The sequence below is a fragment of the Vreelandella aquamarina genome (assembly GCF_020075495.1).
GTDB classification, from domain to species: Bacteria; Pseudomonadota; Gammaproteobacteria; order Pseudomonadales; family Halomonadaceae; genus Vreelandella; species Vreelandella aquamarina_A.
Map to the genome: position 1 here is coordinate 15,869 of NZ_JABYQT010000018.1, position 14,759 is coordinate 30,627.

At 61.6% G+C, this 14,759-nt stretch carries 14 protein-coding genes and 1 rRNA gene; 10 read left to right on the forward strand and 5 right to left on the reverse strand.

Going from position 1 to position 14,759, the window contains the following annotated elements:
* Positions 1–45: 45 nt before the first annotated feature.
* Positions 46–1,755, reverse strand: coding sequence for an NAD-dependent DNA ligase LigB (gene ligB, locus HW452_RS16925; protein WP_224107274.1), 1,710 nt, complete (start codon positions 1,753–1,755; stop codon positions 46–48).
* A 110-nt stretch (positions 1,756–1,865) separates the two neighbouring features.
* Positions 1,866–3,086, reverse strand: a complete 1,221-nt coding sequence (metK, locus tag HW452_RS16930) for a methionine adenosyltransferase (protein WP_224107275.1) — start codon at positions 3,084–3,086, stop codon at positions 1,866–1,868.
* A 239-nt stretch (positions 3,087–3,325) separates the two neighbouring features.
* On the opposite strand from metK, the gene tkt reads away from it, so the two are divergent.
* The 7 genes from tkt to HW452_RS16965 all read left to right on the forward strand — a co-directional run bounded on the left by tkt (position 3,326) and on the right by HW452_RS16965 (position 10,355).
* A complete protein-coding gene (tkt, locus tag HW452_RS16935) occupies positions 3,326–5,317 on the forward strand; it encodes a transketolase (RefSeq protein ID WP_224107276.1) in 1,992 nt (663 codons plus the stop codon).
* 2 nt (positions 5,318–5,319) lie between these two features.
* Complete coding sequence (locus HW452_RS16940) at positions 5,320–5,673, forward strand: CidA/LrgA family protein (RefSeq protein ID WP_224107277.1); 354 nt, start codon at positions 5,320–5,322, stop codon at positions 5,671–5,673.
* Complete coding sequence (locus HW452_RS16945; protein ID WP_224107278.1) at positions 5,663–6,385, forward strand: LrgB family protein; 723 nt, start codon at positions 5,663–5,665, stop codon at positions 6,383–6,385. Before HW452_RS16940 ends, HW452_RS16945 begins: the two co-directional genes overlap by 11 nt.
* A 70-nt stretch (positions 6,386–6,455) precedes the next feature.
* Positions 6,456–7,517, forward strand: coding sequence for a type I glyceraldehyde-3-phosphate dehydrogenase (locus HW452_RS16950; protein WP_224107279.1), 1,062 nt, complete (start codon positions 6,456–6,458; stop codon positions 7,515–7,517).
* Between the two features lie 52 nt (positions 7,518–7,569).
* Complete coding sequence (locus tag HW452_RS16955) at positions 7,570–8,739, forward strand: phosphoglycerate kinase (RefSeq protein ID WP_224107280.1); 1,170 nt, start codon at positions 7,570–7,572, stop codon at positions 8,737–8,739.
* A 65-nt stretch (positions 8,740–8,804) separates the two neighbouring features.
* Positions 8,805–9,869, forward strand: coding sequence for a class II fructose-bisphosphate aldolase (fba, locus tag HW452_RS16960; protein ID WP_224107281.1), 1,065 nt, complete (start codon positions 8,805–8,807; stop codon positions 9,867–9,869).
* Between the two features lie 135 nt (positions 9,870–10,004).
* Positions 10,005–10,355, forward strand: coding sequence for a hypothetical protein (locus HW452_RS16965; RefSeq protein WP_224107282.1), 351 nt, complete (start codon positions 10,005–10,007; stop codon positions 10,353–10,355).
* 4 nt (positions 10,356–10,359) lie between these two features.
* Here the strand turns inward: HW452_RS16965 and HW452_RS16970 are convergent, their stop codons facing one another.
* Positions 10,360–10,827, reverse strand: coding sequence for a hypothetical protein (locus HW452_RS16970; RefSeq protein ID WP_224107283.1), 468 nt, complete (start codon positions 10,825–10,827; stop codon positions 10,360–10,362).
* A gap of 283 nt (positions 10,828–11,110) precedes the next feature.
* Here HW452_RS16970 and HW452_RS16975 point away from each other — a divergent pair, with 283 nt between their 5' ends.
* Genes HW452_RS16975 through HW452_RS16985 form a run of 3 tightly spaced genes read left to right on the forward strand, consistent with a single transcriptional unit; the run spans position 11,111 to position 13,154 of the window.
* A complete protein-coding gene (locus tag HW452_RS16975; protein ID WP_224107284.1) occupies positions 11,111–11,809 on the forward strand; it encodes an HAD-IA family hydrolase in 699 nt (232 codons plus the stop codon).
* A gap of 2 nt (positions 11,810–11,811) precedes the next feature.
* Positions 11,812–12,186, forward strand: a complete 375-nt coding sequence (locus tag HW452_RS16980) for a translation initiation factor Sui1 (protein WP_224107285.1) — start codon at positions 11,812–11,814, stop codon at positions 12,184–12,186.
* A gap of 59 nt (positions 12,187–12,245) precedes the next feature.
* Complete coding sequence (locus HW452_RS16985; protein ID WP_224107286.1) at positions 12,246–13,154, forward strand: nuclease-related domain-containing protein; 909 nt, start codon at positions 12,246–12,248, stop codon at positions 13,152–13,154.
* 9 nt (positions 13,155–13,163) lie between these two features.
* On the opposite strand, the gene HW452_RS16990 is transcribed toward HW452_RS16985, so the two are convergent.
* Both HW452_RS16990 and rrf read right to left on the reverse strand, forming a co-directional pair.
* Positions 13,164–14,495 (reverse strand): deoxyguanosinetriphosphate triphosphohydrolase, encoded by a 1,332-nt coding sequence (locus HW452_RS16990; RefSeq protein ID WP_224107287.1) that lies wholly within the window; start codon positions 14,493–14,495, stop codon positions 13,164–13,166.
* Positions 14,496–14,659: 164 nt separating this feature from the next.
* Positions 14,660–14,759 (reverse strand): 5S ribosomal RNA (rrf, locus tag HW452_RS16995); the annotation flags it as partial.

Genomic DNA, 14,759 nt, shown 5'->3' on the forward strand with positions numbered 1-14,759 from the left:
GGTGACCAGGGAGCTGGGCATCATGCTGTGTGCCACCGGGCTTGGCTAGGGAGCGACGAAACCCTCCACGTTCAGCGCGCCCAGCTGCCCGGCCATCGCCTGCACCTCGGGGTGGGAGAAAAAGGCAGTCAGTGCCTCGGCCCTGCCGGGGCCGATGCCCGGCAGGGCCGCCCAATCGCTGGGCTGGTAAGCGCTTGCCGTCTGCCAGTCGGGCAGCGGGGCGGCGCCGGCGGGCGGCACGCCCAGCGCCTGTAGCCAGGCGTCATAGGGGGCAGTCCACGCGGTTTGAAACTGCTGGTAGAGGGCGTCACTGCGGGCTTCACCAATGCCGTGGGCCTGTCGCAGCTGGTCGGGTTCCAGCGTCATCCAGGCCAGCAGGTCCGGTATCAGTCCGGCATCCAGCAGCGCCTGCCAAGTGCCTTCGCCGACGCCCTGAAAGCCCAGTTGCTCGCCCAGGTAGGCAAGCCGCGCCAGCAGCTGTCCTCTACAGGCGGGGCTATCCTGAAAGCAGCTCAGCAAGTGGTAGGCGTCATCGGAAGGTGCCGCGACGGGGGCGCGCGTCTGGGTTTGCCATATCACCTCTTCAAAGCGGGGAATAGTAAGCCCGGCCAGGGTGATGGCGACCTGATCACCGGGGCGCAGATCCAGGCTTTCCCAGCGGGAGAGTGAACCCAGCGACACCCGGCTGATGCGCCGCCCCTCCAGTTGAACCGGATAGAGCCAGAGCAGCGGTGTCACCCGCCCGGTGCGCCCGACCCGAAACTCCACGCCGCGCACTTGCGCCAGCGCCTGCTGGGTAGGGTATTTCCAGGCAACCGCCCATTCTGGCGGGCTGCTGGACCAGCGCCGAATGCCGGGCCGCTCGGCCTGCTTGATGACCACGCCGTCCGTGGCGAAGGGCAGCACACCGTTGAACCACGCCTCGCGCCAGTAGGCCGCATCGTGTTCGCCATCCAGCAAATGGGTGTAGCTGGGTGTATCGAACCCCAGCGCGCTGAGCCCGGCCAGCCGCTCGGCCATCGCGGTGGGTCCGTCCGGCCAGCCCCATACAAAAAGCCCCACTCGCTCCCTGGTTTCCTGCGTGGGGTCTGCCTGGGCCATGGCGCCCGCCACCGCGCCCCTTGCCCCGGAGGCGGGCGTGCGGGACTGGACATGATCATCCAGGCGCCAGTAGAGCTCGCCCTGAAGTATCGCGGAAACGGGTGATGGCAGCGTGTTGGGCACGCCGGGAAGCGCCAGGGCACGCGCGGTCCAGTCCTGCCCCTCGATGCCATCGCCGCGGCTGACCGCTTCGACCAGCTCACCCGCCTGGTAGCGCAGGGTCACCGCCACGCCGTCCACCTTGGGCTGGATCCAGAGATTTTCCCGGCGGCTGGTGAAGCGCTGCACGCCGCGCTCGTCGGTCTTGTCGAGCCCCTGCTGAGCAGCGGGGTGGGCCAGCGTACCGCGGCTCGAGGTTATCCGAGTGAGCGGCCGGTGGGGCGTCGGGTCGTCCAGGCACGCCCGCCAGCCCTGCATCCGGGCGAGCGCCTGGTCGTAAAGACCATCGTCGATCAGCGAGATGCCCTCTTCATGATAGGCGTGGTCCCACTGGGCGATCTGGGCAGCGAGCGCCTGGGTCTCCTGCTTGAGCTGGGCCTCGTCCCATGCCGGGCATTCTGCGGCCAGGCCCTGCTGCCCCCAGAGCAGCAGCCCGACCGCCCAGCCGAAAATGAATCCACGCCCGCTCGGGCCGCGCTTGCGTATTGCCACCATGGCACGCCTCTTGTTCAGATTGTTTTTCTTCAGCCTAAACCAGTGGGCAATAAAAAACGCCCCCGGCAGAGCCAAAGGGGCGTTTTCCTACACACAGCGTAGCAAATGTCTTACAGATTGGCGGCCTGGCGCAGCGCGTCCGCTTTATCGGTCTTCTCCCAGGGGAAGGCGGTAAAGGTTTCGCTGTGCTGTTCGCCCTTATCGTCCACCCAGGTGTAGCTGTGCTCGAACGGTGCACGGCCGAAGTGGCCGTAGGCCGCGGTCAGCTGGTACATCGGGTGAAGCAGGTCGAGCATCTTGGTGATCGCGTAGGGACGCAGGTCGAAGTGTTCGCGCACGAGCTCGACGATGCGAGCATCATCGATCTTGCCGGTGCCGAAGGTATCGATGGAGACCGAGGTCGGTTCGGCCACGCCGATCGCGTAGGAAACCTGGATCTCGCACTTGTCGGCAAGCCCGGCCGCGACCACGTTCTTGGCGACATAGCGCCCGGCGTAGGCGGCGCTGCGATCGACCTTGGAAGGATCCTTGCCCGAGAACGCGCCGCCGCCGTGACGAGCCATGCCACCGTAGGTATCGACGATGATCTTGCGCCCGGTCAGACCACAGTCGCCCACCGGGCCGCCGATCACGAACTTGCCGGTCGGGTTGATGTGGTACTGAGTGTTCTCGTTGAGCCACTCTGCCGGAAGGACCTGCTCGATGATCTCGCGCTTGACCATCTTGCGCAGATCTTCTTGATCGATTTCGGGGTCGTGCTGGGTCGAGAGTACCACCGCATCAACGCCACACGGCTGGCCCTGCGCGTCATAACGGAAGGTTACCTGGCTCTTGGCGTCCGGACGCAGCCACGGCAGCAGGCCATTCTTGCGCAGCTCCGCCTGACGCTCGACCAGGCGGTGCGAGTAGTGGATCGGCGCCGGCATGAAGGAGTCGGTTTCGTTGGTCGCGTAACCGAACATCAGCCCCTGGTCACCCGCGCCCTGATCTTCGGGCTTCACGCGATCGACACCCTGGGCGATCTCCACACTCTGCTTGCCGATCAGATTGATGACGCCACAGGTGGCACCGTCAAAGCCCACGTGAGAAGAGGTGTAGCCGATGTCGGTAATCACATCGCGCACCAGCGTTTCCAGATCCACCCAGGCGGAGGTGGTAATTTCGCCGGCGATGATCGCCACACCGGTTTTCACCATGGTTTCACAAGCAACCCGTGCCTGTTTATCCCGGGCAATAATGGCATCCAGTACCGCATCAGAAATCTGGTCGGCAATCTTGTCGGGATGACCTTCGGAGACGGACTCCGAGGTAAACAGGGAATATTCGCTCATCGCGCTCTCGACCCTCTGTATGACGGCTGTGCAATCCACAGCATCAGCAGGAAATCACGGCAGGAGGCTCCCTGCCCGTATCGGAGACGGTACTGCCGCCTCGGGGGGCAGAGTCTACACGCTGTCGGCCCGGCTTCCCAGAACGCACAAGGCAGAATTTGTCGTCATATTTGCCGCCACCTGGGAAGTCGGCGACAATAGCGCCTTTCATCTTTCCGTTTTCAGGCGAGGAGCACCCCATGCCGTCCCGTTTTGAGCTGGCCAATGCCATTCGCGCCCTTTCCATGGATGCCGTTCAGAAAGCCAAGTCCGGCCACCCTGGCGCCCCCATGGGCATGGCTGATATTGCCGAGGTGCTTTGGAATGACTACCTCAAGCACAACCCCGAAGATCCCAAGTGGGCCGATCGTGACCGGTTCGTGCTCTCCAATGGGCACGGCTCCATGCTGCTCTACTCGCTGCTGCACTTGAGCGGCTACGAACTAAGCCTGGAACAGCTGCAGAACTTCCGCCAGCTGCACTCCCCCACCGCCGGCCACCCGGAATTCGGCTATGCCCCGGGCATCGAGACCACCACCGGCCCTCTGGGCCAGGGCTTCGCCAATGCCGTCGGGTTTGCCATTGCCGAGAAGACGCTGGCGGCGCAGTTCAACCGCCCGGGCCACACCATTGTGGATCACCACACCTGGTGCTTTCTGGGCGATGGCTGCCTGATGGAAGGCATTTCCCACGAAGCGGCGTCGCTTGCCGGCACTCAGCAGCTTGGCAAGCTGATCGCGCTTTACGATGACAACGGCATCTCGATCGACGGGGAAGTGGAGGGCTGGTTTACCGACGACACCGCCAAACGCTTCGAAGCCTACGGCTGGCACGTGGTGCCCAATGTCGACGGCCACAAGCCCGAAGAGATCAAGGCGGCCATCGAGCTTGCCAAGCAGAACGATGACAAGCCCAGCCTGATCATCTGCAAGACCATCATCGGCTTTGGCTCGCCCAACAAGCAGGGCAAGGAAGAGTCTCACGGCGCTCCGCTGGGCGAAGAGGAAGTCGCGCTGGCCCGCAAGCAGCTCGACTGGCCCCACGCGCCGTTCCATATTCCCGAGCCGGTCTACTCAGGCTGGGATGCCCGCGACGCCGGCAAGACCCGCCAGCAGGAGTGGGAAAGCCGCTTTGCCCGCTACGCTGAAGCCTTCCCCACCGAGGCACGCGAATTCAAGCGCCGCATGAAGGCCCAGCTGCCTGCCGAGCTTGCCACCGAAGCGCTGATTCAGAAGGCCCAGGAAAAGGGCGACAGCATCGCCTCGCGCAAGGCGTCGCTGGAAGCGCTCAACGTGATTGGCCCGCAGATGCCGGAGCTCCTCGGCGGAAGCGCCGACCTTGCGCCGTCGAACCTGACCTTCTGGAAAGGTGCCAAGGCGATCACTCCGGAAGATGCCAGCGGCAACTACCTGCACTACGGCGTGCGCGAGTTCGGCATGGGCGCGGTGATGAACGGTATCGCACTGCATGGCGGCTTCGTGCCCTACGGCGCTACCTTCCTGATCTTCATGGAGTACATGCGCAACGCCGTGCGCATGGCCGCGCTCATGGGGCAGCAGGCGATCTACGTCTTCACCCACGACTCCATTGGCCTGGGTGAAGATGGCCCGACCCACCAGCCGATCGAGCAGTTGACCAGCCTGCGCACCACGCCGAACCTGAACACCTGGCGCCCGTGTGACGCGGTGGAAACCGCCGCCGCCTGGGATGCCGCGATCAAGCGTCACTCCGGCCCGACGGCTCTGGTGCTGTCACGCCAGAATCTGCCGCATCAGCAGCGCGACAAGGCCCAGCTGGCCTCCATTCAGCGCGGCGGTTACGTGTTGAAGGATGCAGATACCACGCCGGAGCTGATCCTGATTGCCACCGGCTCCGAAGTGGCGCTGGCCATGGAGGCTGCCGACGAACTCGAGAAGCAGGGCAAGGCGGTGCGCGTGGTGTCCATGCCGTCGACCTACCGCTTCAACGGCCAGGATGCCGAGTACCGTGAAAGCGTCCTGCCAAGTGCGGTGACCAAGCGTATCGCCATCGAAGCGGGCCACGCCGACTACTGGTACAAGTACGTGGGTCTTGAAGGTCGCGTGATCGGCATGACCACCTATGGTGAATCGGCCCCTGCTGGCGAGCTGTTCAAGCACTTTGGCTTTACGGTCGAGAACGTCCTCAAGCAAGCCAACGAACTGCTTGGCTGACCGTGCCGGCTCTGGTTGGCTTTCTATGGCTGATTAGCTACTGGCTCATCGGTGAAGTGGTCGTCCACTTCACCGGTCTACCTGTCTCTTCCGGGGTGGTCGGCATGCTGCTGTTGAGTATTACGCTGGCCTTGCATGGCCGCGTGCCCGGCAGCATTGCCGCCGCCGCTCAACCGCTGATTGCCCTGCTCGCCATGTTGATCATGCCGGGTGTGGTCGGTGTGTTCTTCATTCTCGATGAACTCGCCGGCCAGTGGCCAGCCATTCTTTGCGCTCTGGTGGTGGGCACGCTGCTGAGCGTGACCACCACCTTGTGGCTGCTCAAGCGCCTGATGGAGAGCCAGCATGCCCGCTAGCTCTCCGCTGGACATCTTGAGTGCAACCCCGCTGTTTGCCGTCGGACTGACCCTGGCGGCGTTCCTGCTCGGCAACCTCGCTTTCAAGCGCTTGAAAAAGCCTACCTGGCTGCCGGCCATTCTGATGGCTGCACTGCTGCTGGCCGCGACCCTCGCAGTGATTGGCCTGCCTTATGAACGCTATCGCGAGGATGCCCGCTGGCTGACCATTCTGCTGGGGCCAGCCACCGTGGCGCTGGGCATGCCGCTTTATCAACAGCTGCCGCATATCCGCGTCCTCTGGCGCCCGATCACCATCTGCCTGCCCATCGCGGCAAGCCTGGCGGCGTGCTACGCGGTCATGATTGCCTGGCTGCTGGGCAGCCCGCCGCTCATTCTGGCCTCTCTTGCCGCCAAATCAGTCACCGCGCCTATCGCGATTGGCATTACCGAGCAGATCGGTGGCTCGGTGGCGCTATTGCTGGGCGCCCTGCTGGTAACCGGCGTTGCCACGGCAGCGTTCACGGGCATCGCCGCGCGGCTTTTGAAGATCGAGGATGAACGCATCATCGGCTTTGCGCTGGGGCTTAACGGCCATGCCATCGGCACGGTGCGTGCCTTTGAAATCGGCCCCACCGCCGGGGCCTTTGCGTCGCTGGGCATGAGTCTGACGGGTATTTTCACCGCCCTGCTGCTGCCGCTGGCCTGGCGCCTGATAGGCGTGGGGGGCTGAAATACGCTATCATCGCCGATGTTCTGGTTAACCACGGTCACTGATTCACTTTTAAGAGCCGCCTTCCTGCATGGCTAATTCTGCCTCTACGCACGCGACGACCTATCGCATCGCCATCAATGGCTATGGACGCATTGGCCAGTGCGTACTGCGTGCCCTGGTCGAACGCGGCGACCCGTCGCTTGAAATCGTTGCCATCAACGAACTGTCAGACCTTGCCACCATTACCTACTTGACCCGCTACGATACGACCCACGGACGTTTTCCCGGCGAGGTCGAGAGCGACGGTGAGTGGCTGGTGGTCAAGGGCCAGCGCATCAAGGTGCTGTGCGAACAAGACCCCACCAAGCTTCCCTGGCAGGCACTGGATATCGACCTGGTGCTGGAGTGCTCGGGCAGCTTCAAGGACCGCGCGACCGCTGAAAAGCATCTGGCCGCGGGCGCCAGGCGCCTGCTGTTTTCACAGCCCGCCGAGAACGATGTCGATGCCACCATCGTGTGGGGCATCAATCAGCACGAGCTTGCGCCTTCCCAGCGCATTCTTTCAGCGGCGTCTTGCACCACCAACTGCCTGGTGCCACTGCTGACCGTGCTGGATGAAGCGCTGGGGCTTGAGCATGGGGTGACCACTACCATCCACTCGGCGATGAACGACCAGCCGGTGATCGATGCCTATCACCAGACCGATCTGCGCCTGACTCGCTCGGCCATGCAGTCCATCGTGCCGGTGGATACCGGCCTGGCGCGCGGCATCAGCCGCTTGATGCCTAATCTGGCCGAGCGCTTCGAGTGCCTGCACGTGCGCGTGCCCACCATCAACGTCTCTGCCATGGACGCCGCGTTGACCGTGCGCCGCGACACCAGTGCCGAGGAAGTCAACGCGCTGCTGCAGCGCGCAAGCCAGACCCATCTTGCCGGCGTGCTCGGCTTTACCGAAGCGCCCATGGCATCGATCGATTTCAACCACGACCCGCACTCGGGCATTTTCGATGCCACCCAGACCCGCGTGGCTGGCAAACGCCTGATCAAGCTCTTATGTTGGTTCGATAACGAGTGGGGGTTTGCCAACCGCATGCTCGATATTGCCCGACACCTGGCGATGCTCTCCAAAGACACCGCCGCTTCACCATAGGTTGTCATATCACCACCTGATTCACCGCCTGGAAGACGAGGAAACCGCTCACATGAACGTGCAAAAAATGACCGACCTGCCCCTGGAAGGGCAACGCGTGCTGATTCGTGAAGACCTGAACGTGCCGATCAAGCATGGCAAGGTATCCAGCGATGCGCGCCTGAAAGCGGCGCTGCCTACCCTCCAGGCGGCAGTGAAGGCGGGTGCCAGGGTAATGCTGATGAGCCACCTTGGCCGCCCCACCGAAGGAAAAACGGACGAGGAGTTCTCGCTTGCTCCGGTGGCAGCACACTTGGGCGAGCTGCTGGGCCAGCCGGTCAGACTGGTCAGCGACTACCTGCAGACCCCGCCAACCCTTGAAAACGGCGAAGTCGTGCTGCTTGAGAACGTGCGCTTCAACGAGGGCGAAAAGAAGGATGACGAAGCGCTTGCCAAGCAGTACGCCGCTCTTTGCGACGTGTTCGTGATGGACGCCTTCGGTACCGCCCACCGCGCCCAGGCCTCGACGCACGGCGTTGCCCGCTTTGCACCCAGCGCCTGCGCTGGCCCCTTGCTTGCCCAGGAGCTGGATGCCCTCGAGAAGGCCCTTGCCAATCCCGCGCGCCCCATGGCCGCCATCGTGGGCGGCTCCAAGGTATCCACCAAGCTTGAGGTACTTACCGCGCTTTCCGAAAAGTGCGACCAGCTGATCGTGGGCGGGGGCATCGCCAACACCTTTATCGCCGCGGCGGGTTATAATGTCGGCAAATCGCTCCACGAAGCGGACCTGATCGACCAGGCCAAGGCATTGATGGAGAAGGTATCGATTCCGCTGCCTACCGACGTCGTCGTGGCCACCGAATTTTCCGAATCCGCCGAGGCGGTAGTCAAGCCGGTGAATCAGGTCGCCGACAACGAGATGATTCTGGATATTGGCCCTGAGACCGCAGCCAACCTGGCCGGCATGCTGAAAGACGCGGGCACCATCCTGTGGAACGGCCCGGTCGGGGTGTTTGAAATCGATCAGTTTGGCAAGGGCACCGAAGTCATCGCTCAGGCGATTGCCGAAAGCTCGGCATTTTCTATTGCCGGCGGGGGTGATACGTTAGCCGCCATTGATAAATACGCCATTGCCGATCGCGTCTCGTATATCTCGACCGGCGGCGGCGCGTTCCTCGAATACGTTGAGGGCAAGCAGCTGCCTGCGGTCGTCGCGCTCGAAGAAGCCGTTAAACGCAGCTAACATGAAACGAATTGACGGCAAAGTACCGCTCTCGTTCACACTGATAACTTGAAGAAGGTGACCCCATGGCTTTGATCAGCATGCGTCAGATGCTCGACCACGCCGCCGAATATGGCTACGGCATTCCGGCATTCAACGTCAACAACCTCGAACAGATGCGCGCGATCATGGAAGCGGCGGACGCGACCGACTCGCCGGTGATCGTGCAGGCCTCCGCGGGCGCCCGCAAATACGCCGGCGCGCCTTTTTTGCGCCACCTGATCCTGGCTGCCGTTGAAGAGTTCCCGCACATTCCGGTGGTCATGCACCAGGACCATGGCACCAGCCCCGCGGTCTGCCAGCGCTCCATTCAACTGGGTTTCTCCTCGGTGATGATGGATGGCTCGCTGGGCGAAGACGGCAAGACGCCCACCGACTACGCCTATAATGTCGATGTGACACGCCGCACCGTCGAGATGGCCCACGCCTGTGGCGTTTCCGTCGAGGGGGAGCTTGGCTGCCTGGGCAGCCTGGAAACCGGCATGGCCGGTGAAGAGGACGGCATCGGCGCGGAAGGCAAGCTGGACATGGAACAGCTGCTGACCGACCCGGAAGAAGCGGCCGAGTTCGTCAAGGCCACCCATGTGGATGCGCTGGCAATCGCCATCGGCACCAGCCACGGCGCTTACAAGTTCACCAAGCCGCCGACCGGCGATACGCTGTCCATCCAGCGCATCAAGGAGATCCACGCGCGTATTCCCGATACCCACCTGGTCATGCACGGCTCCTCGTCTGTGCCCCAGGAGTGGCTCGAGGTGATCAACCAGTACGGCGGCGAGATTCCGGAAACCTACGGCGTGCCGGTCGAAGAGATCGTGGAAGGCATCAAGCACGGCGTGCGCAAGGTCAACATCGATACCGACCTGCGTCTGGCGTCCACCGGCGCGGTGCGTCGTTTCATGGCGCAGAACCCATCCGAGTTCGACCCGCGCAAGTTCCTCAAGGAAACCGTGACGGCCATGCGCGACCTGTGTATCGCCCGTTATGAAGCCTTTGGCACTGCCGGCAACGCCAGCAAGATCAAGCCGATCAACCTGGAAGAGATGTTCAACCGCTACTCACGCGGCGAGCTGGACCCGAAAGTCAAGTAAGTCGGCGTATGACGCAAAAAAGACGGCCACCTGGCCGTCTTTTTTTATGCCGAATGAACGGCAGGCACAAATAGTTATTGCATTGCAGCATGAAGAGGCCAACACTGAGCAGGCGTCCATCCACGGAGACTTTCCATGAAACGAGCTACTCAGCCTGCCCTGATACCCATGTCACCTTTCGCGCTGCTGGATGTATGGCAGGTGAGTGTCATGGCCTTCGAGCTCTGGACATCCTCCTTTTCCACCATTGCCCGACGCAACCAGCTATGGCAGACACAACCCTTTTTTAGCCCGCGAATGATGAAGGAGAACCAGCGCATGGTGACGGAAAAGCTCGAAGCCAGCATGGAAGCGGGTCTGGCCATGCAAAAGACCTTTCTCGACATGCTTGACGGCCGGCATGCTCCCTGGTGGGTAACCAGCCGCCAAGCCATGCAGCCCTACCATCAGCGCAGCAGCGCCAATTCAAGGCGCCTGGCACGCTGAAGGGTCACTGCCTGACGCCAGTGTCTTGTTCGCTTTCGCCATCGTTGTCGTCATTGCTCTTTTCATCTTCTCCGGCTTCGATGGCGTCTTCGGCGCTGCCGGTGCCGCCCGTGCCGCCTTCTGTTTCCTGGCTGTCAGCATCACCATTATGCGCAGTGACCGGCTCACCACCGTCACTTTCTACTTCTTCTTCGCTCTCTTCATCATCGTTTGCCGTATTGCCACTATCGGCCGTGGGCGTGTTTGTCTCGTCTTGTGTATCGGCATTGTCTGCATCATCGGCTGTCGCCGCATCGTCATCACGCTGAACGGCGCCGGCCTTGATACCATACTTCTCTTCAAGAGCGGCATCGTCCAGGGGCTCATGTTGCCCGCTATCGTTTTCGGGCTCAGGTTCGGCAAGGGCACTGCCTGCCGTCGCCAGTAGCGGAGCACTCAGCATCAGCGAAAGCAGCCAAGGGGTTAGGCGCATGGAAAGCTCCTTTTCATGATTCATGCAATATTGCCTCTCTACTATAGCCGTTCTTGGACTCATTAAGCTAAAGGGTATAGAAAACACGCTTTTAACGCGTTGCACATCTGGTTGGCCAACCTCTTTTCAAACGCCAGTACGGGTTTTCCCAAATGGATGCAGAAAAGTAGCCGGAAAAAATTATGAAACAGTGTTCACAAAAGGTTTAAAATCCCGTTCAATAGACATCTGGCTGGCTTTAACCAACACGGGTAGCGTTTGAGTCGCTGCAAGGATTTCTTCCATGCCACTTCCACTTTTGCTGTTTGATTGTGATGGCACCCTCGTCGATAGTGAACCGCTGCTTGCCGAAGAGATGGCGGTTGGTCTCAACTCCGTTGGCTTACCCTTCGCTGCCTCAGATTATCTGGGCGAATTTCGCGGCGCCCGCTTTCGGCGTATCGTGGCCGAACTACAAAAGCGCCATGGTGAGGTAGACCCAGGCCAGCTCGACCAGATGGAAAGCGCCATGCGGTCCAAGCTGGCCGACCGGCTCGCTCAGGAGCTTACGCTGATATCCGGCGCGGGTGAGGCATTGGCGGCACTTTCCGCCTACCCCAGTGCGGTAGTTTCCAACGGCCCCGAAAGCAAGATACAAACCGCCTTGAGAACCACAGGGCTGACCTCGTATTTCGGCAACCGCCTGTTCAGTGGCTATACCGCCAACTGCTGGAAGCCCGAACCCTGTCTGCATCTGCACGCCGCCAGCATCATGGGCTATAGTGCGCAGAACTGTATCGCCATTGATGATGCGCTGGTCGGCGTGCGTGCAGCACTGGAGGCGGGCATGACGGTCATCCACCTGAATCGCTTTCCCGAGGCTGAAGAAACGCCGGAAAACGCCATCATGATTCACACGATGCATCAGTTACCTGGCGTGATCGAACGTCTCTACCGGGAAGTCTGGCGTACGCCGGTTTCCCGACGCTCAACCGGAGGATAATCATGGGCTCTTTACGTGACCAGCTCGGCGGGCTTGTGTATTCGACCGAACATGGCAAGACCTGCCCTGGCTGTCGCGAAGCGCTGGATGAGTGCCGCTGTGACGAGAGCGGTGAACAGGCGCGCCTTGCCGCTCTGGATGGTGTCGTGCGCATTCGCCGTGAAACCAGCGGTCGCAAGGGCAAGGGCGTTACCACGATCAGTGGCATTCCGCTTGCAAGTGCCGAACTCAAGACGCTTGCCAAGACGCTCAAGAAGCGCTGCGGTACCGGCGGTGCCGTGAAGGATGGCATCATCGAGATTCAGGGCGACCACCGTGAGACACTGCGCGAGGCGTTAACCGCCCAGGGGTACAAGGTCAAGCTGGCGGGCGGATAGCCGAAATCTCTACTCTCAGGCTTGCCTCGGGGCAGGCCGCTAAACGGCAAGGCACTGTAATGGTTTGGCTGGAATACCTGCTACCGCTCATTTTTCTGTTCCCCATGGCCGCCATGGGCGGCATCGTGATTGCGCTGCGTAACCTGCACGATGCGCGCGTTCAGTCGCCTTTCGATGCACCGCTGCGGGAGCCGGGGCAAGCGCTGCGCCATCGCCTTGACCAAGCGTTTGCCAGCCTGTTTTTAAACGGCGCCCTTGGCCCGATCATCAGCCTGGCGCCGCTGGTATACGGCATGGGCAGAATGCTGTTCGTCAGCCGTCAGGAGTGGGTCGAGTGGGCGCTCTACGGGCTATTGAGCACCTTGCTGGTACTCGCCTTTTCGCTGCTGCTGGTACGTGATTACCAGCGCATTCGCCGGCTCAAGCTGGGCCTTGCCTGCGAGCTGGCCGTGGGCCAGGAGCTCGAGCGGCTGATCCGCCCCGAGGCCCACCCCTACTACGTATTTCATGATGTGCCTACCGACAGCTTTACCATCGACCACGTGGTGGTCACGCCTCACGGCGTTTTCGTACTCGAAACTCGCGCTCGGGCGCTGGCGATCGGCTCTGACGGACGCGAACTCAATCAGGTAGCAGTAGAGCGCGAACGGCTACGCTTTCCTCATTGGCATGAGCGTCGGCCGCTGCACAAGACTCGCCAGGCGGTCGCCTGGCTCACCCAGTGGCTGGAGCGGCGCTGCGGTGTACCGGTGCCGGTACGTGGCGTGCTGGTGCTTCCCGGCTGGGAAATCGATACGACCGAATCAGCGGGCGACGTTCTGGTGTTCAGCGGCGAGCAGCTCTCCAAGCAGCTTACCGATCTGAAGCCGGGCACGCTCAGCGACCCGATCCATGACAAGATCATATATCTGCTGATGGAACGGGCGCGGCTGGTAGAGCTGCGCCATCTGCGTCAGCCGTCGGCCTAACCATCCTCATCAATCGCCGCGCAGCCGTCCGCCCATCTCCTGAGCCAGATCCACGGCGTAGTGGTCGGTCATTCCACCAATGAAATCCAGCATGCGCCGGTAGCTGTCATACAGTGGCCAGGAAGGCAGCGGCGTATTCTCACCGATCAGAGCCAGCACCCGCTGATGCTTGAAGGATGATTGCCCGGTATGGTGCAGCTCGTGGGCGGCCCCGATGAAAGCCTCCAGCAGAATACCCAGCGTCGTGTAGGCGCCGATCTCGAGCTTGGCCTTGCGTTCGTTCTGAAAGATGCGTTCACGGGCCAGCTGCTTGGCAGCTCGGACGCCCCATCCCAGATCCGGATGGCAGAGTTCGAGCAGATCTTCCTTGAGCGTGCCGCTTAATAGCGCCTGCTCGTGCTGAACGAATACCGCCCCTACGTCGTTGACCGCCCGCTCCATGGCCGCACCGCGCAGCAGGGCAATACGTCGACGCTGGGAGACCTGGCGATTCTGCATCTCTTCATATTCGGGGGGAAATTCGCCAGCGATCTGGCGCAGAATCTCCACGACCTCTTCGTAGCGCAGGATCCCCATCTCCAGACCGTCTTCGAGATCCAGCAGGGCATAGCAGATGTCGTCCGCGGCTTCGACCAGCCAGGCCAGTGGATGACGACACCAGCGCTGCTCTCCTTGAGGCAGCAGGCCTACGGCCTCGGCCACTTCGGCAAGCAGGGCCTGCTCGGACTGATAGCAGCCAAACTTGCCAGCGCGTCCGCTGTAGCGCACGGTCCAGGGATACTTGAGCAGTGTACCGAGCGTGGCCGCCGACAGGCGCATGCCGCCATTGAACTGGTTATATTCAATCTGAGTAATGACCCGAAAGCCCTGAGCGTTGCCTTCATAGGTCAGCAGGTCTTCCCGTTCGGCTTCTGATAGACCATCAAGCAGGCCGCTGCCTTGCGCTCGCCGGAACCAGTCGCGAATTGCATACTCGCCGGCATGGCCGAAAGGGGGGTTGCCAATATCGTGCCCCAGGCAGGCAGTTTGCACGATGACCCCCAAGTCTGCGGGGGTGATCCACTCGGGAAGATGGTCATGCAGCAGCTCGCCCACGATCATGCCCAGCGAGCGTCCCACACAGCCGACTTCCAGCGAGTGAGTCAGGCGTGTATGGATATGGTCGTTTTCGGTCAGCGGATGTACCTGGGTCTTGCGTCCCAGACGCCGAAAGGAGCCTGAAAAGACGATTCGGTCGTGATCCTTGTGAAAGGGCGTCCGGCCAATTTCCCGCGTATGGCCCGGGCGCTGATCGTGAAGACGTCGAGGGGAGAGTAGCTGCTCCCAGCGCATTTGTGTCATGGCAATCCTCCTTGAGAAGGACAATTTTGACACAGATTGAATAGCGCATGTGAGGAGTAAAGGGCGTACATGAAGTGAAGTGTAAAACCGAGCGCGGCATGCGAAGTATCGCACATAAAAAAATCCCCCGAGGCGCGAGCCCCGGGGGATTTTTCACAATAAGTGCCTGACGATGACCTACTCTCGCATGGGGAGACCCCACACTACCATCGGCGCTAAGCGGTTTCACTACTGAGTTCGGCAAGGGATCAGGTGGTTCACGCT